This window comes from Kaistella treverensis, assembly GCF_900114045.1.
GTDB classification, from domain to species: Bacteria; Bacteroidota; Bacteroidia; order Flavobacteriales; family Weeksellaceae; genus Kaistella; species Kaistella treverensis.
On sequence record NZ_FORQ01000001.1, the window covers coordinates 785,309 to 808,125 of the forward strand.

The window sequence follows — 22,817 nt, forward strand, 5'->3', positions numbered from 1 at the left end:
ATGTTTGCAATATTTAAAAAAGAACTTTGGACGTATTTTGGAAACTGGAGTGCGTGGATTATCATCGCGGCGTTCAGTTTAATCGGCACTTTATTTCTGTTTTTTTTCGAAAACGATTTCAATATTTTCGATATTGGTACCGCGACTTTACAAAGTTATTTTGTGCTGGTTCCGTGGTTAATGCTATTAATAATTCCGGCACTTTCGATGAAAACTTTAGCTGAAGAAGAACAGTCCGGAACTTTAAGCTGGCTTTTTTCTCAACCTTTGAAAATTTCTGACCTTATATTGGGCAAATTTTTCGCAGTTTGGGTTCTCGGAATTTTATGCTTAATTCCTTCAATCATTTACCTGTACACGGTGTACGTTTTGGGTATCACCGAAGGTAATATTGATATGGGCGCAACTTTTGGCAGCTATTTCGGCACAATTTTGCTGATTGGCGCGTTTGCTTCCGTCGGAACTTTTGCTTCAGCTATTTCTCCGAACCAGATAATGGCGTATTTGCTCGGCGTGATTTTGTCTTTTCTGCTTTATTTTGGGATTGAACAGCTGGCGAGTTATAAACTACTGGGCGCCGCAGATTATTACCTGTCTAACGTCGGTTTTTACAAACATTTTCTGTCTTTCACGAGAGGATTAATTGATTTTAAAGATGTCGCTTACTTTTTTCTGGTAATCAGTCTGAGCATTTTATTGGCAGTTTATTTTGTAAACAAAAAGAAGTAGACAATGAAGAATTTTGATACTAAAAATACATATTATAAAGCGTTAGTAATTATTCTCCCGGTTTTTATTCTGCTCAATTATTTGGGATTACGTATAGATCTTACGCAGGAAAAAAGATACACCTTATCAGATTCCACGGTGAAAGTTCTAGAATCGGTAAAAAATCCGCTGAAAATCGACGTTTATTTAGAAGGCGACTTTCCGGCAAGTTTTCGCCAGATTCAAAATGAAACGCGCTTTATGCTCGAAGAGTTTCGGAAAATAAATCCGAAAATCGATTTCCGCTTCATCGATCCCATCAAAACAAAAATGTCGAAAGACACCTTGCTCGCGATGGGCATGCAGCCTTCTATTCTCCCGGACATGAAAGATGGGAAAATTTCCGAAATCGTGATGTTTCCGTACGCTGCGCTGAAATATAATTCGCACGGCACTTCTATTCCGCTAATCATCACACAATCGGGCATTAATGCTGATGAACAGCTGACGCGTTCGGTGGAAAATCTGGAATATAATTTCATTTCCACCATTAAAAGTTTAACCACCGAAAGCAAAAAGAATGTTGGTGTACTGATAAATCAAGATGAATTGCGGCCAGACCAATTTTCAGGCTTTATGGAGATTGCGCTGGAAAATTACAACGCAGGGCCGATTATTCCACAAAATAAAACCGAACTCACCTACGCAGATTTGCCAGTGCTGAAAAATATGGACGCGCTGGTTATCGCAAAGCCGCGAAAAGCTTTTACCGAAGGTGAAAAAGTGCTTTTAGACCAATATATCATGAACGGCGGAAAAACGCTTTGGATGATTGATGCCGTAAATGCTGAAATGGACACGCTTTTTCAGGCTAAAAAAATTATGGCATACCCGAGCGACATCAATATGACGGATTTCTTTTTCAATTACGGAATCCGGATCAATTCTGCTTTGGTTAAAGATTTTAAGAAATCGGCGCTGATTCGGATTGTTTCCGGTGAAGTTGCCGGAAATCCGCAATACAGCAGCTTTTTGTGGCCATATTTCGCTTTGGGAATTGCTGAAACCAAAAATCCGATCACCAAAAATATCAATCCTGTAAAGTTTGAATTTCCCACCGCAATTGATACGCTTGGAAGACCAAATATCAAGACAAATGTTCTGTTTGAATCCAGCGAACGCACTACGGTGAAACAGGTTCCGAATTATGTTGCGCTTGGTGAAATTGTTCGCACCGATTCTTTAAGTGAATTTGAAAGACCAACAACGCCGAAAATTTTTGCGGTGAGTTTGGAAGGTAAATTTAAATCTGCTTATTCCGCGAGAAGTGAACGAAACAATTTTCCGAATTTTAGGTCAGAAAGCCCGGAAAATAAAATGATTGTAATTTCTGACGGCGACGTTGGCCGAAACCAAATGTACAAAGGAAATCCTTTGCCGCTGGGTGAAGATATGCTTACGAAGCAAACCTATGGCAATGCGCAGTTTTTGCGAAATGCGCTTGATTTTTTGCTTGATGACGCCAATTTAATGGAATTACGCAACCGCGACATCGAAGCGCGCCTGCTGGACCGGAATATTATCGATGAAGAAAAATCCTATTGGCAATGGCTGAATTTGCTTTTACCTTTAGGAATTATTGCCTTTTTAGGCGGAATTTTTTATTGGTGGCGAAAAAGAACTTTTGAATAAAATTCTGTTTAAATGTCTTTGATGAAATCTTCGTATTCGTAATAAATTTCTTCAAAACCTGCCATTTTATCCACGAAAAATTCGAAAATAGCTTGCCAGGTGTTTTTATTCAGAATCGAAACATTTTCTTTGGTCACCCAAAAACGCGCGATAATTTTGCCGTTTTCCAACGTGTAAAATTCGTCTTTCTGCACTTCGCCTAAACGCTCTTCAAGCAAAGCTTCCAACGACCAGAATTTTTCGAAATAGGCATTCCGGAAAAGTTCATCTTTCATTTCAATATCCAGCGAGACTTCAGCTTTTTTGTTATCTGCATAAAATTTAAAGGAAAAATCCTTGATTTTTGTATCATACAAAATCCATTTTCTTGGAAAACTTTTGCCAAAAGCAATCCAGAATTCTTTTCGCAGCTGCTGTGCTTCGTGTTTGCTGAACATTAAATTTTGATTTTATTGCGCTAACATAGTCAAAATTTTCAGCTTTGAAAAAACTTTCCGTTTCAGAAAATTTCAAAAAAAACCATAAAAAACCCTCAAAAAATGAAGGTTTTATTTTATGACTTTAATTCAAACTAAATAACTTCGAGCTCCTTCCCAACTTTTTCAAAAGCTGCAATCGCTTTGTCCAGTTGTTCTCTGGTATGCGCTGCGGAAAGCTGCACACGAATTCTTGCTTTGTCGCGAGGCACAACCGGAAAGAAAAATCCGATTACATAAATGCCTTCATCCATTAGTTTTTCCGCCATTTTCTGTGCTAAAGGCGCGTCGTAAAGCATTACGGGAACAATTGCTGCATCGCCATCCGGAATATCAAAACCTTTGGCTTTCATTTCAGTCCGGAAATATTCCGCATTTTCCATGACTTTATCGCGAAGCGAAGTATCATCGGAAATCATATCCAAAACTTTAATCGCTGCACCTACAATTCCGGGAGCTAATGAGTTCGAAAACAAATAAGGGCGCGAACGCTGGCGCAACATATCGATAATTTCTTTTTTTCCGGATGTAAATCCGCCCAAAGCACCACCCAAAGCTTTTCCTAAAGTTGAGGTGATGATATCTACTCTGCCCATCACGTCGTTGGCTTCATGTGTACCGCGGCCGGTTTTACCTATAAATCCGGTGGAATGCGAATCATCAACCATCACGAGACAACCGTATTTGTCTGCAAGATCGCAAACGCCTTTTAAATCGGCTACAATTCCGTCCATCGAAAATACGCCGTCGGTAACGATGATTTTAAAGCGGTGATTTTTTTCGGAAGCTGCTTTCAACTGCGCTTCCAAATCTTCCATATTGTTGTTTCTGTAGCGGTAGCGCGCGGCTTTGCATAAACGCACACCATCTATTATCGAAGCGTGGTTCAGCTCATCAGAAATAATCGCGTCTTGTTCGGTAAATAACGGTTCGAAAACTCCGCCGTTCGCATCAAAACACGCCGCGTATAAAATGGTGTCTTCAAGACCCAAAAATTTAGAAATTTTAGCTTCCAGCTCTTTATGAATATCCTGAGTTCCACAGATAAATCGCACCGACGACATGCCGTAACCGTGACTGTCCACCATATCTTTCGACGCCTGCATCACTTCTTTATTGTTGGAAAGTCCGAGATAATTGTTGGCGCAGAAATTCAGCAAAGTTTTGCCGTTGGCTTCGATTACCGCAGATTGTTGCGAAGTGATGATGCGCTCGGTTTTAAACAAGCCGTCCTTTTTTATATTTTGCAATTCATTTTGCAGCGTTTCCAGAAATTGTGTAGATATCATACTTAAAATTTTTCAAGGGCTAATTTAAGAAAAAAATGCCCTCAAAATCATATGAATTGAGGGCTGTTTATGATATACAAAATATTTTTCAACCTATCTATACACGATGCCCCACTTTTTATTAATTTTTTCATATTGTTCCTGAGATTTTGGCTGCCATGGTGTACCGGCGGGTGATCCAAATTCTCTAAAATAACCTTCAAAGCCTGCGGGAGTGTAACTAAAAGCCATGATGAAGATTTGACTACCAGTATTATTAATACTATGCCAGCAATTTTTCGGAACTAAAGCTACAGTACCCTTTCTGACCGGGATTTCTTTATAGTCCACGGTCAAAATCCCTTCCCCTGCATGTATAAAAATTAACTCGTCCTCATTCAAATGCTTGTGAACCGGAATGCCTTCGCCTGGCGCAATATCCTCGGTGCAGAAAGATACAGCTTTGTTTTTATTTTTTTGTCGCGAAATTTTTATGGTTAATGGAGAATTGCGTCGCCCAATCCAATAAGTTTCCCCTTCATCTGCATGTACAATTACCGGTTCATTTTGATCGGTGGCCGACTGCAAATTTTCAGGAACGAAAAAGCCCACGAAAGCCCACGATACTGTGTTAATAAATTGTTTTCGCGACTGTATCATTTTGGAGTTTTATTAAGATTGGATTTACCACACTAGTTTATAAGACTTGTATGATCACTTGCGAGTACCCATTTACCATTATGATAGAACCAGGTAGAGGTATAACGTCCTTTTTCAGTAAAAGGTTTGCCTTTGAATGTTCCTGATACATTAAAGACTCCCGTTTCTACAGCGGTACTGCGATGAATTCGGAATTTTTTTTCCTCGGATTTTACGGAAGTTATTTTCAATTCGGGAGATTTAAACTGTGCGATTTCTTCTGCTTTAGACCTCATTTTACCATTTTCATTAACCGAGGTAAATTCATCGGACAGTAAAGAATCAAATAACTTGGAATCCTGTGTCGCTATTGCCTTCTCAAAATCGTTACTAGCTATTTGAAGGGACGGCATTAATTCTTCGGGTGTATGAGCTTTTTCGGTCGAATGATCTGAAATTAACATCCATTTGCCGTCTCTGTTTTCAAATGCTGCGGTGTAAAATCCAGTATCATTATGTGGTGATGCATCTGCTTCAAGACCGGAAGTTGAAGAATTCCAAAGGCCAGTCACAAACGCCAGATTACCATCCATTTTAACATTTACATCTTCGCTCCTAACATTCAGTAATTTATAAGATGGTTTTTCTTTTTCCATCTTGATACGTTCAAGAACTTGTGCACGGGTAACTTTGGATCCGTCCGGCTGATAAGAAACAAAATCGGGAGCCAAGGTATTCTCAAAAAATTGTAAATCTCCGCTTAGCGAGGCCTTATCAAAAGCAGAATTTAGTTTTTTTACATTTTCAATTTCGCTCTGTGCATTAGCTGCTGTGCTAAAAGTAATGATCAAAATAAAAGCGATCAGGTTGTGTAGTTTTTCCATGGCTTTAAAATGTTTAATTAGTATTTCAACATCAATAAATTTTATAAATCGTGAAAATTTTTGCAGTTTTCAAACGTAAAATTATAATAAAATACTTTTGTGAAGTACCGCGAAAACACCCTTTATCAAGAATTTGCCTCACTTCTGACTATAAAAAAAGTCTTCATTTCTGAAGACTTTAATTTAATTCCTAATAAATTTGATATTTTGATTTTCAATATTTAATAAGTAGACTCCTTCCGTGAGTGAACTGACATCAATATATTTTCCGGGGTTATATGTGCCGCTTTTAATTAACCGCCCGTCCACACTATAAATTTCGTATTTCTGTACTTCTTTCACACCTGCAACTGAAAGATGTTCTGATACGGGATTTGGGTAAATCGTTACTGCTACTTTAGGAAAATCACTCGCAGCAAGAATTGAAGCGTCTTTAATAACAGTCGAGTTAGCTTCCACAATTTGCTTTTCCGAATTGAACTGAACGGAGGCGACCGTGAAATTCACCGGAATGCTGAAGGTTTGATCATTAAACTGATTGTCCAAAGAATCCTCCAAAATTTCGCCCAAAGAGCCGGTAATTTTTATAGGTAAAGGCAGCTCAAAAAAACTGACGGATGAATGACTTTGCGTTTGACCAATTTTAAAACGAAGGTTTTTATCGGAAGTTTGGTTCCATTTAATTTGATAGGATGGATAACCTTCACCGTAAATCCAGTCCTGAAAAAACCCGGTGAAATCTTTCCCGGTAGATTTTAATAATGAGTTTTTAAAATCTTCGGTAACCGCGTAATGGTAAGCCAAATTGGGTTGACTATGATAATCTTTCAGTGCCTGATAGAAAACTTCTTCACCTAAAATCCATTTCAACATCCGCAACACAAAACCTCCTTTGGAATAGCTTAATCGGCTGTCGAAAATTCGGTTAACATTGCCCAAATCACTTTCTGGCACATACACACTTCCGTTGGGAGCGCTAGTAATATAATTGATTTCGGAAGTTAAAAAACTTCGGAACTGGTCGCTGGTCATCAATAATTTTTCGTTAGCGAGTTGCGCGCCGAAAGTCGCAAAACCTTCGTTGAGCCAAATGTCATTCCACCTGCCACACGTCACTTTGTCACCAAACCACTGGTGTGCAAGTTCATGCGCAATCAGCGACTTCTGAAATGATCCCATGGACGACATCGTTGCGTGTTCCATTCCGCCGCCCCAACCGAACTGCATATGACCGTATTTTTCGTTTCGGTACGGATAAGCGCCAAAATATTCTTCATAAACGTTCATCATGTCTTTGGTCCAGTTGATATTGCTCATCGCCGTAGAATTCGCGGCTGTGGACGGATAAACATAATTCACAAACGGAAATGGCGGACTTCCCATCGTGTCATTAAACTTGGTATAATTGGTAATTCCCAGCGCGATAAGGTAAGCTGGAATTGGATAATTTGTTTGCCAGAAGGTGAGTTTTTTGCCGCCCGTAAGCTTTTCGGAAAATAATTTTCCGTTGGACGCAACGCTGTACTGATTTGGCGTTGTGATTTTAAGGTCGACCTTTTCAATCTTGTCATTCATGCTTTGCTTTGTCGGAAGCCATTCCTGCGCGCCATAAGGTTCGGAAAGCGTGTATAAAACTGGCGTTCCGCTTTGAAGTGAAACGGTAAAAGCATCGCCGGCACTTCCAGAAGTATCCGGAACACCTGAATACGTTATCGACAGAGAATCGGAAATTTTAGCCGAAATAGCAGCTAAAAAATCTACTTTAATTTCTTTGGTTGGCAGCTGCGTAAACTTCAGATTTACGCCGTGGTATCTCACTTCCGAAACCGTCAGCGTATTGGAAAAATCGAAATAAATAGAGGAAATATTTTCGGTCGGAACAAAATGGCTGGTGACAGTTCCGCTTACATAACGCACGGCTGGATCCAAATCGAGTTCCAGCCGCTGATATACGAGATTATAATTTAATGTATTTGGATTTACATTATAATTAATCATCTTCGAATATTGGTCAGCTTCATTTTTGCTGAGGTTTTGCAAAGCAAAATTTGCTGTCTGCGCAAAATTCAAATTAAATATGAAAATGAGCGCAAAAAAATAAAGTTTTTTCATCGGTGTATTTTATATAAAGATAAAAAAAACCTCCCAATTATTATTGGGAGGTTTTTGCACGTATTTTTTTGATTTACAGACTTAAAGCCGGTTCCAGGATTTGTTCCATCTTGGTTTTAACCTGGTCCACCGAACCTGCATAATTGTTAATTAATAATGAGAAAACCAATGTTTTACCCGAATTGGTTTTCATATATCCGGCGAGCGTTTTCACTTTATTTAAAGTTCCAGTTTTTGCAAAAATTTGCCCATTTCCCACGGAATAAAACATTTTTTTCAATGTTCCGGTTTGTCCGGCAATCGGCAAGGAATCGAAATACGACCTGTAGTATTTCTCGCCCATCAAGTTGGTTAGAAATTTCACCTGTGAAATTGGCGTCACCACGTTACTGCGGGAAAGCCCGCTTCCGTCGTAATAATTCAAGCCTTCAACATCGAAGTGAACACTTCTTAAATGCGTCATCACGGCATTTCTACCACTTTCCAAAGTTTGGTCACCGAATTTCTGGAAACCAACCATCCGCAAAGTTGCTTCTGCCAAAGCATTATCGCTGTGCTGATTGGTGTACATCACGATTTCAGCTAAAGTTGGAGATTGGTATGCGGTTAGGAGATTTCTGCTTTCCGGTTCCGGATCAGCCATCTTTGTAACGACTTTTCCGCTGATGCCAATGCCGCTTTTCAGCATTGTAGTTCTTAAAGTATTTGCTAAATATGCGGGTGCATCTGGTAACTTTGTGGTTAAATAACCGCCATCAAACTTATCGGCGTACACCATTTTACCAATGTATGGTGAAATGTAATAGTAGTTTTTATTTTCAGCAAAAGGATTTGCCTGTTTTGCGATGAGCCGCTCATTTTGCGGATTTATTTCTTTCGTGGTACCAACCGGGAGATAATAGCTGCCGTTTTCTAACCAAACGATATTTTCCGGGAGATTTTGGGTTTTATTTAATTTAAATAAAGCCGTCTGGATAATAATATTTCCGTTGACTTTTTTAATTCCTTTTGCAGACATCGCCCCAATAAAATCGGCAACGATTTCGCGGTAAGAATAAGCGCCGGCTTTATTGGTGCCAAGCGACGGATCACCACTGCCAACCACGTAAAGATTTCCTTCCAGAACACCTGCCTCATCGATGGTACCGGAATATTCCAGTTGTGTTACCCAACGGAATTTTTCACCAAGCAAGCCCATAGCGGTATCAGTGGTCAGCAATTTTGTGGTAGAAGCCGGAATTAAAGAAGCGTTTTCGTTGTAAGAACTTACGATTTTTTTTGTTTTTGGGTCGTAGACAACAAAACCCCAGTCAGCATTTCTTAAAACCGGGTCATTCATCATCGAATTAATTTTAATATCGACGAGCTCCTTTGCGGTTAAAAGTTTTTCAGCGGACGTATTGGCGTTTAGGTTGTCGTAAGATTGCGGATAATTGGAAGAAGTAAAGGTTCCCTGTCCGAAAGCAATTGCAGAAATTGCGAGAGCGGATGAAACCAGCGTTTTTTTAAGGTTAATCATTTAAAAAATTATTTGATTATCGAGTTTTAATGACTTGTCAAAAGCAGCTTTTGAAAAGTCATTTTAGGAACGCTCAAAAATATAAAATATTGTTGATTAACAATGAATTAGGAATTGTAAAAGAACCGATTTTCTGTTAAAATTTGTTAAAAGTCAACAAATATCAGCTTTTTGACAGAGTGATAAGCCTTAATTTCAGCAAATTCCTCCAGACTTTTTAACACTAAATTTTTAAATTCCTCATATTTCTTACCGCGCGGCAATTTTAAAAGAATTTGGTATTGATACATTAAATTCAGTTTTCCAATCGGTGCTTTTTCCGGACCAAGAATGCATTCTTCCGGTAAATATTTCCGCAAAACCGAACCTAAAAACTGCGAAGCACGGTCCACTTTGTCTTCGCGGCGGTGCTTCAGCTCAATCATAATCAGCTTTACGAAAGGCGGATAATTAAATTTTCGGCGTTCCGTAAGCAAATGTTCATACAGATTTGCTGAATCATTTTCCTGCAACATCTTGAAAACCGAATGTTCGGGATTAAAAGTCTGAATCAGCACTTTTCCTTCGCCAGACAATCTTCCGGCACGGCCGGAAACCTGCGTGATAAGTTGATACGCGCGTTCTTCAGCACGGAAATCCTGGACATAAAGCATAGAATCTGCTTTTGGAATCGCGACAAGTTCGATATTATCGAAATCGAGACCTTTGGAAATCATTTGAGTTCCTACCAAAATATCTGTTTCCCCGGTTTCCAGTTTTTCGTAGAGTTTTTCGTAGGCAAACTTTCGGCGCATGGAATCAACATCCATCCGGTCGATTTCAGCTTCGGGAAAAATATTCGAAATTTCTTCATGAATTTGTTCCACACCTACGCCACGCACATTCAGCTTTTCCGAATTACATTTCGGGCAGGTGCGCGGTTTAGCCGCTTTCTGGCCGCAATAATGACATTTCATCTCATTCGAAAACTTATGGTAAGTCATCACCACATCGCAGTTTGAGCAATAATTTACGTAACCGCAAGATTCACATTCCACCACATTCGCGTAGCCGCGGCGGTTATGGAGAATCATGGTTTGCTTTTCATTCTCTACCTGCGAACGGATTTCTTCAATGAGTTTAAAAGAGAAATTTCCGACTGTATTTTTGGAGTCTTGTGCTTCTTTAAAATTAATCAGCTCAAAAGTCGGGACTTTCACCGCGCCAAAACGCTCTTTTAAATGAACATATTTTAAAATTCCTTTCTGAGCAGCATAATACGTTTCCACTGACGGTGTCGCGGAACCTAAAATGACTTTCGCATTATAAAAATCGGCTAAAATCTGCGCAGAATCTTTAGCATTAAAATACGGTGAAACTTCTTTCGGTTTGTAAGCGGAATCGTGTTCTTCATCGACAACGATTAAGCCTAAATTCTGAAAGGGAAGAAAAAGTGCGCTTCGTGTTCCGATTAAAACCGAAATCTCGTTGTTTTTAATTTTTTGCCAGACTTCTACACGTTCGAAATCGGTGAGTTTTTGGTGATAAAAGCCCAATTTTTGCCCGTATTTTTTTTCAAGCCGCTGTACGATTTGCTTGGTAAGCGAAATTTCGGGCAGCAGTAAAAGCGCATTTTTACCAGCTGCAACGGTTTCTTCAATTTTTTCGGCATAAATGTGCGTTTTTCCCGAAGAGGTCACGCCGTGAAGCAGGACATTTTTACCTTCCGCAAAAGCTTCGTCGATATCGGCTTTTGCTTTGAGCTGCGTTTCAGAAAGCGTTTCCAAATCTTCAACTTCACCTTCAAAACCCTGCAAACGGTCCTTTTGCAAAACATATTCGATGACCAGCTCTTTTTCAATTAAACCTTTCAGCTGCGCATGCGCGTAATTTCCGTCTTCAAAAAGCTGTGATTTCCTGATGAGTTTTTCAGAATTTTCGGTTTCCAATTCCAGAATGGTCAGAAAAAGTTCCTGCTGTTTGGGCGATTTTTTCAGTTTTAGCAAAATTTGCGGCAAATCGTTCATCGCCACTTTTTCGCTATTGATTTTTACAAATGAAACTTCTTTTGCTTTGTACTTTTCCGCAATTTTTTCATCGATCTCAATATATTGAATATCAATGAGCGATTTGATGGTTTTTACGATATCTCGCTTTGGGATAAAAGCTTCAATCTCGGTGAGGTTAATGAGCTGACGCACTTCCAGCGCCTGAATGAGATACATTTCGTTTACATCCAGATTCTGAAAATCTATGGCCGTATTCGGCTTTAATTTTAAATAGGTTTCGCTTTCAAGTTTTAATGAAGCCGGAAAAGCAAAACGGTAAATTTCGCCGATATTGCACAAATAATATTCCGAAAGCCAGGACCAAAATTTCAGCTGTTCAGGCGGTAAAATCGCCGATTCATCCAGAATATTGATGAGCTCTTTCGGTTCGAAATTTTCCGGTCTGTCCGCATGAATTTTCTGAATAATGCCCGTGTAGATTTTTTTGCCACCGAACGGAACCAGCACGCGCATTCCCGGCTGTACCACCTCCACAAGCTCATCGGGAACTTTATAGGTAAAAGTTCCTTTCAGATTAAGCGGTAAAATGATCTGGGCAAATTTCAAGTGACAGTAAAGAATTTTGAAACTTCAACTTCAGTGAATTACAAATTTAAGAATTATTTACGGCAAAAATTCATTAATTAAAAGCAAAAAAAACGGGCTAAAACCCGCTTTTTTTTCATTTTGGAAAAGTAAATTTATTTATTTTTTCGTCTTTTCAGTTCTTTTGCGATGAGTGCGAGTTCGCGTCCGGTTTGTCCGGCAACGGAGGTATTTTCCTGCGCACGACGTGTTAAATAGGGCACCACATCTTTCACCGGCCCGTATGGCAAATATTTCGAAACATTGTATTTTTCTGAGCCAAGGTAATAGGTAATATTGTCGCTCATGCCGTAAAGCTGGCCGAAATTAATCTGTCTATGATCATTTGGCAAACCGGCAGCTTTCATCTTGTCCATCACCAATTCGGTAGATTTTTCGTTGTGTGTGCCAAAAAAGCCGGATACAACGTCTAAATTATTTAAAACAAAATCGATGGAAGCATTGTAATTATCGTCTGTCGCCTGTTTTGTTGGCTGAATTGGATCCGGATAATTCATTTCTGCCGCGCGCTCACGCTCTTTTTCCATATAAGCACCGCGCACGAACTTGTAACCTAAAAAGTAATTTTTCTCTTTTGCTTTACGCAAATCTTCTTCAAGATATTCCAGTCTGCCGGTACGGTACATTTGCAGCGTGTTCCAGACGATGGCTTTTTCTTTGTTGAATTTTTCCATCATATCGGTCACGAGCTGGTCGGTAGAATCCTGCATCCAGGTTTCTTCAGCATCGATCATCAAAACAACATTTCGGTCGTAAGCCATCTGGCAAACCTCAGTGTATCTTCGGACAACTCTCGCCCACTCCTCTTTCTGAGAAGTGGTGAGTTCTACATTTTTACCAACTTCTTCATAAATTTCAATACGGCCAAAACCTGTAGGCTTAAAAACCACAAACGGAATAGCTGGATTTCCTTCGGCAAATTTGATATTTTCCTTGATTTCTTCACAAGTGTGATCAAAAACCGCTTCTTCCGCTTTTCCTTCAATTGCATAATCGAAAATACTGCCGACGTGATGCTTGAACATTTGTTTTACCACCTTCATGCTTTCCTCGCGAGTTTCACCACCGCAAAACTGCTCGAAGAGCGTATTTCGCACAATGGTGTTTACAAAAGGAACATTGTTTTTTACGGTAAAATTCAGCACAGAGATTCCCATGTTGGTTACAGCAGGCTGTTCAATAGCTTTGAACATCCAGTAGGCTTTTTTCAGCTGGGCGTCGGTTCTGTCGGCAAAGGCAATTTGGGTATTATCGAAAATGCTCATATTGATTTTTAATTGAAACAAATTTAACAATACTCGGTGAATTGCTAAACTAAATTAAAGTTTAATTTTGTGATAAAATTCAGGTAAAAATGATTTCTATTTTAGACGAAAATTTCACTCAGCTAAACACTTTTATTCAGAAATTAAATCCAACGCAGCTTTTGATTTTGGTGGACGAAAATACACACGAATTTTGCCTGCCGATTCTGTTGGGAAACCTTGAGACCGAAATTCCGTTCGAAATCATTGAAATCGAAGCCGGCGAAGAAATGAAAACGCTGGAAACCGCCGCCCAGCTGTGGGAAATCCTGACGGAATTTAAAACCGACCGCAAAGCGCTAATGATTAATCTCGGCGGCGGCGTAATTACCGATATGGGCGGTTTTGTGGCTTCAACGTACAAAAGAGGAATCAAATTTATCAATATCCCAACGACGCTTTTGGGAATGTGCGATGCTTCGATCGGCGGTAAAACCGGTATCGATCATCAGTTTTTAAAAAATATCATCGGAACTTTTGCAGAGCGGGAAGAAATTTTTGTCTATCCTGATTTTCTGAAAACTTTACCTTTTGCGCAATTGTGCAGCGGTTTTGCGGAAATGCTAAAACATGGTTTGATAGCAGATAAAAAGCATTGGCAGGATCTGAAAAATTTGCCCGAATTGCAGCCAGAAAATATTTTCCCTTTTATTGAAACATCGATGAAGATTAAGGAAAATGTAGTTCAGCAAGATTTTCGCGAAGAGAATATCCGCAAAACCTTAAACTTCGGTCATACCATCGGCCACGCGCTGGAAAGTCTTTTCCTGAAAAACAGCACGCCAATTCTTCACGGCGAAGCGGTAGCGCTTGGAATGATCTGCGAAACGCAGCTTTCTTTTCTTCAAAACCTTTTATCTGCAGAAGAAACCGAAGAAATTATAGCTGGAATTCTGAAGTTTTTCCCAATAATTTCAATTGCGCAGTTTACTGACAACGAAATTGTGGATTTAATGAAGAATGACAAAAAAAATGCTGCTGGAAGCATTAAATTTTCATTAGTAACTTCGATCGGGAAATCCACTTTTGACGTGTCGGTTTTGCCGGAAAATATTCTCCAAGCTTTGAATTTTTATAAAAATTTGGGCTAAAAAGCAGCAAATTTTTCATTTAGATAACATCAATTACCAGTCCCGGAAATGTTAAAATTACATCTATAAGTATTTGAATATCAAATACTTACATAATTGTTATTTTAAACATACGTTTAATTTTGAAGGAAATTTGCAATTTTTGGCACAGCGTTTGTCAATACTCTGGCGTAAAACAATTTAAAAAAATGAAATGGTGATGAAGATTTTTAAGCAGAAAAATTTTAAACTTTTTAAAATTTAAAACTAAAATCTTTATTATCAAAATCAAAAAATTAATTCGAAAATTTAAGATTATGAAAAAGTTATTTTTAAGTGCAGCAGTAGTAGTTAGTTCATTAACATTTGCACAACAATTTGGTATTAAAGCGGGTATGAACGTTTCATCTTTATCAAAAGATGCTGACTTAAGTGACCAGGGATCAAAAATAGGCTATAACGCAGGTATTTTTATGAATGCGCCAATTGCAGAAAATTTCAGCATTCAGCCGGAGTTAATTTATAACAACTTGGGATCTAAAGTTACTGTAAATGAATTTGATGTGAATAACACAACTTACAGAACAGAGTACGCAAGACATTTAGATTATGTTGCATTACCAGTAATGTTCCAGTATAACGCAACTCCATCATTCTATCTAGAAGCTGGTCCGGAATTCGGATTATTAGTTAGCGCGAGAGATAAGAGAAAAAATACTGAAAATGGTACAACTCAAAACAGTGTGAAAAGCGAGTTAGACAAAGATAATTTCAACTCATTTAACGCAGGTATTGGTTTAGGTGCCGGGTATTATTTCACTCCGCAAGTAGGTTTAACTGCGAGATATGTTGCAGGTTTAACAGACATTATGAAAGACAGAGCAAGTGGTGACGCTGTGAAAAACAACGTATTCCAAGTAGGTTTGGCTTACAAGTTCTAAGAAAAAACACTCCATATATATCAAAGAAAAGGTTGGAAATAATTTCCAACCTTTCTGCATTTTATTCGTCTGTATAATCAGGAACCGGGCCTGCCGGAACCGGATAAACTTCGGTAAAGCAACCAAAACAATGGTTAGAGCTACCCAAAATTATTTTTAGATTCTCCATGCTCAAAAATTCCAGCGTATCAACGCCTAAATACTGTCGCAATTCTTCTACACTCATATTGGCTGAAATCAAATCGTCTTTCGAAGGTGTATCAATTCCCAAATAACATGGGGCTATAATCGGTGGTGAAACGCTTCGGAAATGAATCTCTTTTACCCCTGCTTCTTTCAGAATTTTAACCAAACGTTTGGAAGTCGTGCCACGAACGATTGAATCATCAATTATGACGACGCGTTTGCCTTTAATTTCAGAAATAATTGGATTTAATTTCAGGTTAACAATCCGCTCGCGCATTTCCTGCGTGGGAACGATAAAGCTTCTGCCGATGTACCGGTTTTTAATCAATACCGGACGGAATGGAATTCCCGATGCGATTGAAAAACCGATTGCCGCAGGAACACCGGAATCCGGTACGCCGATGACAATATCTGCCTCAACCGGTGCCTGTTCCCAAATTTTAGCTCCGGATCTTTCCCGGATTTCGTGAACATTAATACCTTCCATTACCGAATCGGGTCGCGCAAAATAAATATATTCAAAAGCGCAGATTCTTTTTTCGCAGTTTTCCTTCACCAAAAAGCTGTGCAAACCGGTTTCGTTTTCGTTGGTATACACAATTTCTCCCGGTAAAATATCTCTCACGTACTGCGCTCCGACGGCGTCTAAAGCTACAGATTCAGAAGCTACAACATAAGTTTTCTCATCAATTGCACCTAAAACCAGCGGGCGAATCCCGTGAAAATCACGGAAAGCAAAAAACTTATTCCGTGTCATACCGACAACGGAATAAGCGCCTTCAATTTTTTCCATTGTGGTTTTAATTGCTGCACGTAAACCTAAATCCAGGTTTTTCTGGATTAATCTTAAAATAACTTCGGAATCGGAAGTCGCCTTGAAAACAACACCTTCAGCTTCCAGTTCTTTTTTCAGCTCGTAAGCATTGGTGAGATTACCGTTGTGCGCAATAGAAAGAATAATCTGATCATATTCGTTTTTGGCGAAAAATGGCTGAAAATTATATTTCTTTTTGTCGCCGGCGGTCGTATATCTGGTGTGCCCGATGGCAGAATTTCCCATAAAAGTTTCCGGGTGGCGGATGTCTTTGTAGACATCGAGCACCAAACCTTCGTCTTTAATATTGAAAATTTTGCCGTGATTCATCACAGAAATTCCGCACGCTTCCTGACCGCGGTGTTGCAGCGCGAAAAGCCCAAACTGCGAAAGCGAAAAAGTATCGACATCATTATCGGAATAAAGCCCGAAAATTCCGCATTCCTCCTGCGGAGCATCGAACGGATCTTCTTTTTTTAAGATATTCCGCTCGTAGACATGGTCTTTAAAATGGTTTAAATAATCTTCTCTGTGCTGGTGTATATCTTTCATTTTTGTCCTCACCCCAACCCTCTCCACTGGAGAGGGAGTAAGGTATTTTTATTTGTTAAGAACTTTTTTTAATCGTTCGTAAATTTCCACATAGGCTTCGGTAACTTCACCCAGATCGCGTCTGAAACGGTCTTTATCCAGTTTTTTCATGGTGTCCTTGTCCCAAAGTCTGCAAGTATCGGGAGAAATTTCGTCGGCTAAAATTATTTTGCCGGAGGAATCTTTCCCTAATTCAATCTTGAAATCGACCAAAATAATATTCATTCCATCAAAAAGTTCAATCAGAATATCATTGATATCAGAGGTCAATTCATACATTTCATCAAGTTCTTCATAAGTGGCAGCACCTAGAAAAACCGCGTGGTGATCATTAATCAGCGGATCACCGAGCTCATCTTTTTTATAGCAGATATCAAAAATGGTAACCGGCGATTTGATGCCTTCAGCAACGCCAAGACGCTGCGCCATGCTTCCGGCAGAATAATTACGCACCACCATTTCCAAAGGAATGATGTGCACTTTTTTCACCAGCTGTTCTCTTTCATCAATTTTCCGGATGAAATGCGTAGGAATTCCTTTTTTGTTGAGGTATTCGAAAATCAATGTCGTTATGGCATTGTTCATTTCACCTTTAAGGTCCACATTTCCTTTTTTCTGTGCATTGAAAGCGGTGGCATCATCTTTAAAACGAACAATTACCTCGTTGGGATTATCTGTTTCAAAAACCTGCTTTGCCTTTCCTTCATAAAGCATTGCTCCTTTTGTCATTTTTACTTTTTATTAGATTTTATTTTTTTTAAATTTTAACCCATATACCCGTTAAAATTGCTATTCCGAAACTTAACAAGGTTCCAATCAGCACATATTCGGTGAGTTTTCTCTGTTTTGCTTCTGCCAAATCGCTGAATCTGAAGACTGATTTCGCCGCGATCATAAAACCGACGCCTTCCCAATGATCCACAAGAATAAAAACAAAAACGAGCAGTCTTTCTAAAATTCCGATGTATTTTCCGGCGTTCACCAGCGATTCCGTCTGTAATTTGCTGTGCTCCACCGGTACCGGCGTCCAAATGGAAATGATGGTTTTTATAAATATTGAAGCTGGTACGGTGAGAAAAATTATCGCCGTTATTAAGCCCAAATTTCGGGAATTTATAAAGTCTTCCCATCTAAAAAACGGAAAATAAGTAATGGATAATATCGCAATTACCAAAATATGCGCGGCCTGATCGATAAAAAACCAGTTTCTTTTGGTTTTTGAATTTTGAAACTGAAGTTTTGCCCAATCGATAAGCAAATGCGAAACACCGATAATTAAAGCAATCCACCATAAATCCCTATCCCAGAGCAAAATATAAGTGAGAAAGGCGTGTATAATTACGTGGAGGTAAAGATAAATGCTTTGCCCTTTTTTCCGTTCTTTATCGGCTACCCAAGAATTGGGCTGAAGAATAAAATCTCCTATTAAATGTGCCAATATGAGGGGAATAAAAATCATTTATAGTTCGGCGATTTTCTTTCGAAAGAATTGGTCGGTTTCCTGTAGCAAATCGAAGTTCGCCCTTTTAAGCCGCTGGCTGACTGATGATTGCGTGATATTCAGCGCTTTGGCGAGTTCGTCCTGTGTAAGCGCGGGATTCACTAAAAGTTGATGGATGATTTCTGCGGTTGCGGCTGTCCAGTTGTCAAAATCGATTGCCGCCCATTTGAACAAAATATTCAGATCGCGGTTAACTTTGTCGTTTTCGGTTTGTATTGCGAGTGTTTTTCCCTGCGATTTTATTTCCGTGAGCAACCTTCCGGAATTTACATACGCAGAACCGTTGGATTCTGTAATTTTTTCAGAAAGAAAAACCTCATTTCCAATACCGATTGCAAGGCGGACATCCAGATTTTCAAAAGTTCTGATGAGTGATTTTAGCAATAGTGCTTTGCGGAAAACTTCGTCCACGCTGCATTTCAGCTGAAATTCATCGCCGCGGTAAATTTCCCAATTTTCGGGGCTTTCGGACCAGCTTGCCATCAAATCTTTCAGTTTGGGCAGCCAAAGTTCCGAATCGGACATTTGGGAATTAATGATGTCACCGGTAATAATTGCAATCATAAGACAAATATAAGCAATTCTCCTAATAAACTGAAAATATAAGGTTTTTACCTAATAATTTTTAACTGGATGAGCTTTTAAAATATAAGCTAAATTACTAATAAATTGTAATTATAAGCAAAATAACTAATAACAAAATTAAAACTATTTAAAATATTCCACCCCATTTTTAAAAATGTTGTGGTAATTGGCACTCGGAATATTTTTCATCAATCCTTCAGAAAAACGCTCCGGATGCCCCATTCTACCAAAAATTTTGCCCGATTTAGAGGTAATTCCTTCAATTCCGAAAAGCGAATTATTTGGATTAAACGGCATACCATGCGCAATATTTTCCGCATGATCGATATATTGTGTAGCAATCTGGCCATTTTCATACAATTCTCTAATCACCGCTTCCGAAGCCATAAAGCGTCCTTCACCATGCGAAATCGGAATGGTAAAAACCTGATCTTTCATGCCCTTCAACCACGGTGAATCATCATTAGTTACTCTCACATCCACCATTTGCGAAATATGGCGACCGATTGCGTTGTGTGCTAAAGTTGGTGAATCGGCATTTAAATCCCTGATTTCACCATACGGCAGCAAACCGGATTTCACCAAAGCCTGAAAACCGTTACAAATCCCGAGAATCATTCCGTCGCGTTCCAATAATTGGTGTACGGCATTTTTCATCTTCTCGTTTTTCAAAACATTTACGATGAATTTCGCTGAGCCGTCCGGTTCATCACCCGCAGAAAAACCGCCCGACAAAACCAAAATCTGTGCTTGATTAATTTCCGAAATCCACGCCTCCAAACTTTCATTTAAAAGCTGGTGATTAAGATTAATTAGGGGCAAAGATGAAACCTCCGCACCTTCTTTTCTGAAAGCATTTTGAGTTTCGTATTCACAATTTGTTCCCGGAAAAATAGGTGCAAAAACTTTCGGTGCAGCTAAATTGTGTTTTAAAATATGAATCGTTCTCGACTGAACAGAATTTAGTTTCTCTTCAATTTCAACTACAAGTTTTCCTTTTTCTGTAGTCGGAAAAAGTTCTTCAAAAGTTCCGGTCCAAACCTCAAGTAATTTATTGATATTAAAACTTAAACTATTGATTATCAAATTTTCATTATTTGAAACTTCACCAATAACTTTAAGTAAATCACTTTGTAAATTTTCAGAACTTTCTATGATTAGACTGCCAATATTTTTGGTTAAAAGTAATTCCTCAGCAACATTCATTTCAGCTCCAAGATGGTTTCCAAAACTCATTTTTGCTAAAGCCACCGCAACTCCACCTTCCTTAACCGTCTTTACCGAAACGATTTTTTTCGACTTAATATTTTCAAAAATAAAATCGAAAATCTGTTTTAAATCCCCATAATTCGGCATACCATTTTCCTGCGGCATATGCTGAAATAAATACAGTTTGTTACCCGCTTTTTTGAACTCCGGCGAGATGATATTTTTCTTGTCACCATTTGCACACGCAAACGAAATCAAAGTTGGCGGCACATGAATATCCTGAAAACTTCCACTCATCGAATCTTTTCCACCGATTGCAGCCAGTTCAAAATTCATCTGCGCATCATAAGCTCCAAGCAACGATGCCAACGGTTTACCCCACTTTTCCGGGTTATTTCCGAGTTTCTCGAAATATTCCTGAAAGCTTAATCTAATATTTTTATAATCGCCGCCCATGGCCACAATTTTAGCAACACTTTCTACCACGGCATTTGCAGCGCCCACCAAAGAATTTTGTGCGGAAATATCAGCATCAAAACCCCAGCTTGCCAGCGACACGGTTTCTACGTTTTTCGCATTTAAAACCGGCAAAGTTTGCACGCTTCCTTCCATTTCGGTCAGCTGATGCATTCCGCCAAACGGCATCGCAACGGTTGTTCCGCCCACAGAAGCATCGAACATTTCCGCCAAACCTTTTTGCGAAGCCACATTTTTGCCTGAAAGTATTTTAAAGAAATTTGCCTCATTAAAGGCCAAATTTTTATTTTCAACCGGTTTCAAATGCGAAACTTCAGCATGTTGTCTTTTCGCGCAGCCGTTGGTATCTAAAAATTTCCTGCTTAAATCAACAATTTTTTGGTTTTGCCAAAACATCTGCATCCTGCCAGAATCGGTTACTTTTGCAACTTCAACTGCTTTAATATTTTCTTTTTCACAAAAACTGATGAACTTTTCTTTGTCGGCAGCTTCAATGACGACCGCCATTCGCTCCTGAGATTCCGAAATAGCGAGTTCAGTTCCGTTTAAACCTTCATATTTTAAAGGCAGAATATCAAGGTTAATTTCCAGTGAATCAGCAATTTCACCAATTGCCACGGACACACCGCCTGCACCAAAATCATTCGATTTTTTAATTAATCCGGTTACTTCCGGATTTCGAAAAAGTCTTTGAATTTTTCTTTCTTCAACCGCATTTCCTTTCTGAACTTCGGTTGACAAGGTGTGAATCGACGTTTCGTCCTGAACTTTAGAACTTCCGCTCGCGCCGCCCACGCCGTCTCTTCCGGTTGCACCACCAAGCAAAATTACGAGATCACCGCATTTTGGTTCTTCTCTTTTCACCCAGTCTTTTTTCACCGCACCCACGACAAAACCAACTTCCATTCTTTTTGCTTTATAGCCGTAGTGGTAAATTTCATTAACCAAAGTTGTGGCTAAACCAATCTGGTTTCCGTAGGAAGAATAGCCGTTTGCGGCCTGTTTCGTGATTGTTCTTTGCGGAAGTTTTCCGGGTAAAGTTTCAGAAATCGGTTCCAAAACATCAGCTGCGCCGGAAAGACGCATCGCTTGATAAACGAAGGCACGGCCGGACAACGGATCGCGGATGGCGCCGCCCAAACACGTGGAAGCACCACCAAAAGGCTCAATTTCAGTCGGATGATTATGTGTTTCGTTTTTAAAAAGCAAATACCACGGTTCTTTTTTACCGTCGAATTTAGCCTCGATTTCAATGGTGCACGCATTTATCTCCTCAGAAACGACCAGATTTTCCAGTTTTCCTGTCTTACGGAAATAGCGCGCGCAAACGGTCGCCAAATCCATTAATGAAATCGGTTTTGCTTCCCGACCTAAAAATTTTCTCTTTTTTAAATAATCATTAAAAATATTTTCTAAAGTCGATTTAAATTCACCATTAAACTGAATATCAGTAAGTTCAGTTTCAAAAGTGGTATGTCGGCAATGGTCGCTCCAATACGTATCGAGAACTTTTAGTTCCGTTTCAGTCGGATTTCTGCTTTCTGATTTGAAATAATTCTGGATAAATTCTAAATCATCAATACCTAAAGCAAAACCATGATTTTGGTAAAAATTTGCCAATTCCGCGGCAGAAAAATTGATGAATCCTTCGTGAACCAAAACCGGATCCGGCGTTTCTTCCTTTGGAATTTCCAGTTTCGATAAATCTTTAAGCTGGGATTCAACTTTATTAATCAAATGATCTTTGATTTTTTCAACCTCTGAATCAAAAACACCAAAAAGTTCGATGAGTTTGCCGCTTCGTACTTTACCGTTCTCATTTCCAGTCAATAATGCGATGCATTGCTGCGCCGAATCTGCGCGTTGGTCATACTGTCCGGGCAAAAATTCCGTGGCAAAAAAGGTATTTTTTGCAGGATTTTCTTCGTGCAGAATATCGGTCACCGGGTCAACAAAAGTGTTGGTGACCACTTTAGAAAATTCATCATCGTTCACGCCGAAAACATCGTAAATATTATAAACTTTTACATTTTCAACCGTCGAGACAATATTTTTAATTTCATTAAAAATCAAAGGACTTTCAACATCGAAAATTCCTTTTTTTTCTACGAAGATTCTTTTTTTCATTTTTACTTTTTATAACAGGAATTTGTCTTTACTAATTTTTTGGGCGCTTTTTGGGCAAATTTCCAATAAAATTATAAAAAA

The 22,817-nt window shown here is 39.1% G+C and carries 17 protein-coding genes; 4 read left to right on the forward strand and 13 right to left on the reverse strand.

Translation table 11 applies throughout. The features are described from left to right. Both BMZ55_RS03780 and gldG read left to right on the forward strand, forming a co-directional pair. Positions 1–729 carry an ABC transporter permease subunit gene (locus tag BMZ55_RS03780; RefSeq protein WP_089818757.1) on the forward strand — a complete coding sequence of 243 codons (729 nt, stop codon included), beginning with the start codon at positions 1–3 and terminating at the stop codon, positions 727–729. A gap of 3 nt (positions 730–732) precedes the next feature. Beyond that, on the forward strand, positions 733–2,400 hold the full coding sequence (gldG, locus tag BMZ55_RS03785) for a gliding motility-associated ABC transporter substrate-binding protein GldG (protein WP_089818759.1): 1,668 nt from the start codon (positions 733–735) through the stop codon (positions 2,398–2,400). 8 nt (positions 2,401–2,408) lie between these two features. Here the strand turns inward: gldG and BMZ55_RS03790 are convergent, their stop codons facing one another. From BMZ55_RS03790 to BMZ55_RS03825, 8 genes are all read right to left on the reverse strand, one after another. Continuing rightward, the gene (locus BMZ55_RS03790) at positions 2,409–2,837 is read right to left on the reverse strand and encodes a DUF4268 domain-containing protein (RefSeq protein WP_089818761.1); all 429 of its coding nucleotides are present in this window, start codon (positions 2,835–2,837) and stop codon (positions 2,409–2,411) included. Between the two features lie 134 nt (positions 2,838–2,971). Beyond that, positions 2,972–4,165 carry a glycine C-acetyltransferase gene (gene kbl, locus BMZ55_RS03795; RefSeq protein WP_089818763.1) on the reverse strand — a complete coding sequence of 398 codons (1,194 nt, stop codon included), beginning with the start codon at positions 4,163–4,165 and terminating at the stop codon, positions 2,972–2,974. Between the two features lie 93 nt (positions 4,166–4,258). Continuing rightward, complete coding sequence (locus BMZ55_RS03800; protein ID WP_089818765.1) at positions 4,259–4,804, reverse strand: cupin domain-containing protein; 546 nt, start codon at positions 4,802–4,804, stop codon at positions 4,259–4,261. Between the two features lie 32 nt (positions 4,805–4,836). Continuing rightward, complete coding sequence (locus BMZ55_RS03805) at positions 4,837–5,667, reverse strand: nuclear transport factor 2 family protein (protein WP_089818767.1); 831 nt, start codon at positions 5,665–5,667, stop codon at positions 4,837–4,839. Between the two features lie 183 nt (positions 5,668–5,850). Further along, a complete protein-coding gene (locus BMZ55_RS03810; RefSeq protein WP_089818769.1) occupies positions 5,851–7,779 on the reverse strand; it encodes a M1 family metallopeptidase in 1,929 nt (642 codons plus the stop codon). A gap of 73 nt (positions 7,780–7,852) precedes the next feature. Beyond that, positions 7,853–9,298 carry a D-alanyl-D-alanine carboxypeptidase/D-alanyl-D-alanine endopeptidase gene (gene dacB / locus BMZ55_RS03815; protein WP_089818771.1) on the reverse strand — a complete coding sequence of 482 codons (1,446 nt, stop codon included), beginning with the start codon at positions 9,296–9,298 and terminating at the stop codon, positions 7,853–7,855. A 146-nt stretch (positions 9,299–9,444) separates the two neighbouring features. Next, complete coding sequence (priA, locus tag BMZ55_RS03820) at positions 9,445–11,892, reverse strand: replication restart helicase PriA (protein WP_089818773.1); 2,448 nt, start codon at positions 11,890–11,892, stop codon at positions 9,445–9,447. A 134-nt stretch (positions 11,893–12,026) separates the two neighbouring features. Continuing rightward, a complete protein-coding gene (locus BMZ55_RS03825) occupies positions 12,027–13,196 on the reverse strand; it encodes a proline dehydrogenase family protein (RefSeq protein WP_089818775.1) in 1,170 nt (389 codons plus the stop codon). An 89-nt stretch (positions 13,197–13,285) separates the two neighbouring features. On the opposite strand from BMZ55_RS03825, the gene aroB reads away from it, so the two are divergent. Together aroB and BMZ55_RS03835 are read left to right on the forward strand one after the other, a co-directional pair. Beyond that, positions 13,286–14,326: a 3-dehydroquinate synthase gene (gene aroB, locus BMZ55_RS03830; RefSeq protein WP_089818778.1), complete on the forward strand. Its 1,041-nt coding sequence runs from the start codon at positions 13,286–13,288 to the stop codon at positions 14,324–14,326. 296 nt (positions 14,327–14,622) lie between these two features. Then, positions 14,623–15,246 carry a porin family protein gene (locus BMZ55_RS03835; RefSeq protein ID WP_089818779.1) on the forward strand — a complete coding sequence of 208 codons (624 nt, stop codon included), beginning with the start codon at positions 14,623–14,625 and terminating at the stop codon, positions 15,244–15,246. A 61-nt stretch (positions 15,247–15,307) separates the two neighbouring features. On the opposite strand, the gene purF is transcribed toward BMZ55_RS03835, so the two are convergent. The 5 genes from purF to BMZ55_RS03860 form a co-directional block, all read right to left on the reverse strand. After that, a complete protein-coding gene (purF, locus tag BMZ55_RS03840) occupies positions 15,308–16,798 on the reverse strand; it encodes an amidophosphoribosyltransferase (RefSeq protein WP_089818781.1) in 1,491 nt (496 codons plus the stop codon). A 48-nt stretch (positions 16,799–16,846) separates the two neighbouring features. Continuing rightward, positions 16,847–17,566: a phosphoribosylaminoimidazolesuccinocarboxamide synthase gene (purC, locus tag BMZ55_RS03845; RefSeq protein WP_089818783.1), complete on the reverse strand. Its 720-nt coding sequence runs from the start codon at positions 17,564–17,566 to the stop codon at positions 16,847–16,849. 28 nt (positions 17,567–17,594) lie between these two features. Continuing rightward, complete coding sequence (locus tag BMZ55_RS03850; RefSeq protein WP_089818785.1) at positions 17,595–18,296, reverse strand: DUF3307 domain-containing protein; 702 nt, start codon at positions 18,294–18,296, stop codon at positions 17,595–17,597. Next, positions 18,297–18,902 (reverse strand): SatD family protein, encoded by a 606-nt coding sequence (locus BMZ55_RS03855; RefSeq protein ID WP_089818787.1) that lies wholly within the window; start codon positions 18,900–18,902, stop codon positions 18,297–18,299. It lies immediately after the preceding gene. Between the two features lie 144 nt (positions 18,903–19,046). Next, a complete protein-coding gene (locus BMZ55_RS03860; RefSeq protein WP_089818789.1) occupies positions 19,047–22,736 on the reverse strand; it encodes a phosphoribosylformylglycinamidine synthase in 3,690 nt (1,229 codons plus the stop codon). Positions 22,737–22,817: the final 81 nt, after the last annotated feature.

Excerpts from the sequence above, each read along its gene's own strand:
- BMZ55_RS03780 (WP_089818757.1), top strand. The coding sequence starts at position 1 with ATGTTTGCAATATTTAAAAAAGAACTTTGGACGTATTTTGGAAACTGG.
- gldG (WP_089818759.1), top strand. The coding sequence starts at position 733 with ATGAAGAATTTTGATACTAAAAATACATATTATAAAGCGTTAGTAATT.
- BMZ55_RS03790 (WP_089818761.1), bottom strand. The coding sequence starts at position 2,837 with ATGTTCAGCAAACACGAAGCACAGCAGCTGCGAAAAGAATTCTGGATT.
- kbl (WP_089818763.1), bottom strand. The coding sequence starts at position 4,165 with ATGATATCTACACAATTTCTGGAAACGCTGCAAAATGAATTGCAAAAT.
- BMZ55_RS03800 (WP_089818765.1), bottom strand. The coding sequence starts at position 4,804 with ATGATACAGTCGCGAAAACAATTTATTAACACAGTATCGTGGGCTTTC.
- BMZ55_RS03805 (WP_089818767.1), bottom strand. The coding sequence starts at position 5,667 with ATGGAAAAACTACACAACCTGATCGCTTTTATTTTGATCATTACTTTT.
- BMZ55_RS03810 (WP_089818769.1), bottom strand. The coding sequence starts at position 7,779 with ATGAAAAAACTTTATTTTTTTGCGCTCATTTTCATATTTAATTTGAAT.
- dacB (WP_089818771.1), bottom strand. The coding sequence starts at position 9,298 with ATGATTAACCTTAAAAAAACGCTGGTTTCATCCGCTCTCGCAATTTCT.
- BMZ55_RS03825 (WP_089818775.1), bottom strand. The coding sequence starts at position 13,196 with ATGAGCATTTTCGATAATACCCAAATTGCCTTTGCCGACAGAACCGAC.
- aroB (WP_089818778.1), top strand. The coding sequence starts at position 13,286 with ATGATTTCTATTTTAGACGAAAATTTCACTCAGCTAAACACTTTTATT.
- BMZ55_RS03835 (WP_089818779.1), top strand. The coding sequence starts at position 14,623 with ATGAAAAAGTTATTTTTAAGTGCAGCAGTAGTAGTTAGTTCATTAACA.
- purF (WP_089818781.1), bottom strand. The coding sequence starts at position 16,798 with ATGAAAGATATACACCAGCACAGAGAAGATTATTTAAACCATTTTAAA.
- purC (WP_089818783.1), bottom strand. The coding sequence starts at position 17,566 with ATGACAAAAGGAGCAATGCTTTATGAAGGAAAGGCAAAGCAGGTTTTT.
- BMZ55_RS03850 (WP_089818785.1), bottom strand. The coding sequence starts at position 18,296 with ATGATTTTTATTCCCCTCATATTGGCACATTTAATAGGAGATTTTATT.
- BMZ55_RS03855 (WP_089818787.1), bottom strand. The coding sequence starts at position 18,902 with ATGATTGCAATTATTACCGGTGACATCATTAATTCCCAAATGTCCGAT.
- BMZ55_RS03860 (WP_089818789.1), bottom strand. The coding sequence starts at position 22,736 with ATGAAAAAAAGAATCTTCGTAGAAAAAAAAGGAATTTTCGATGTTGAA.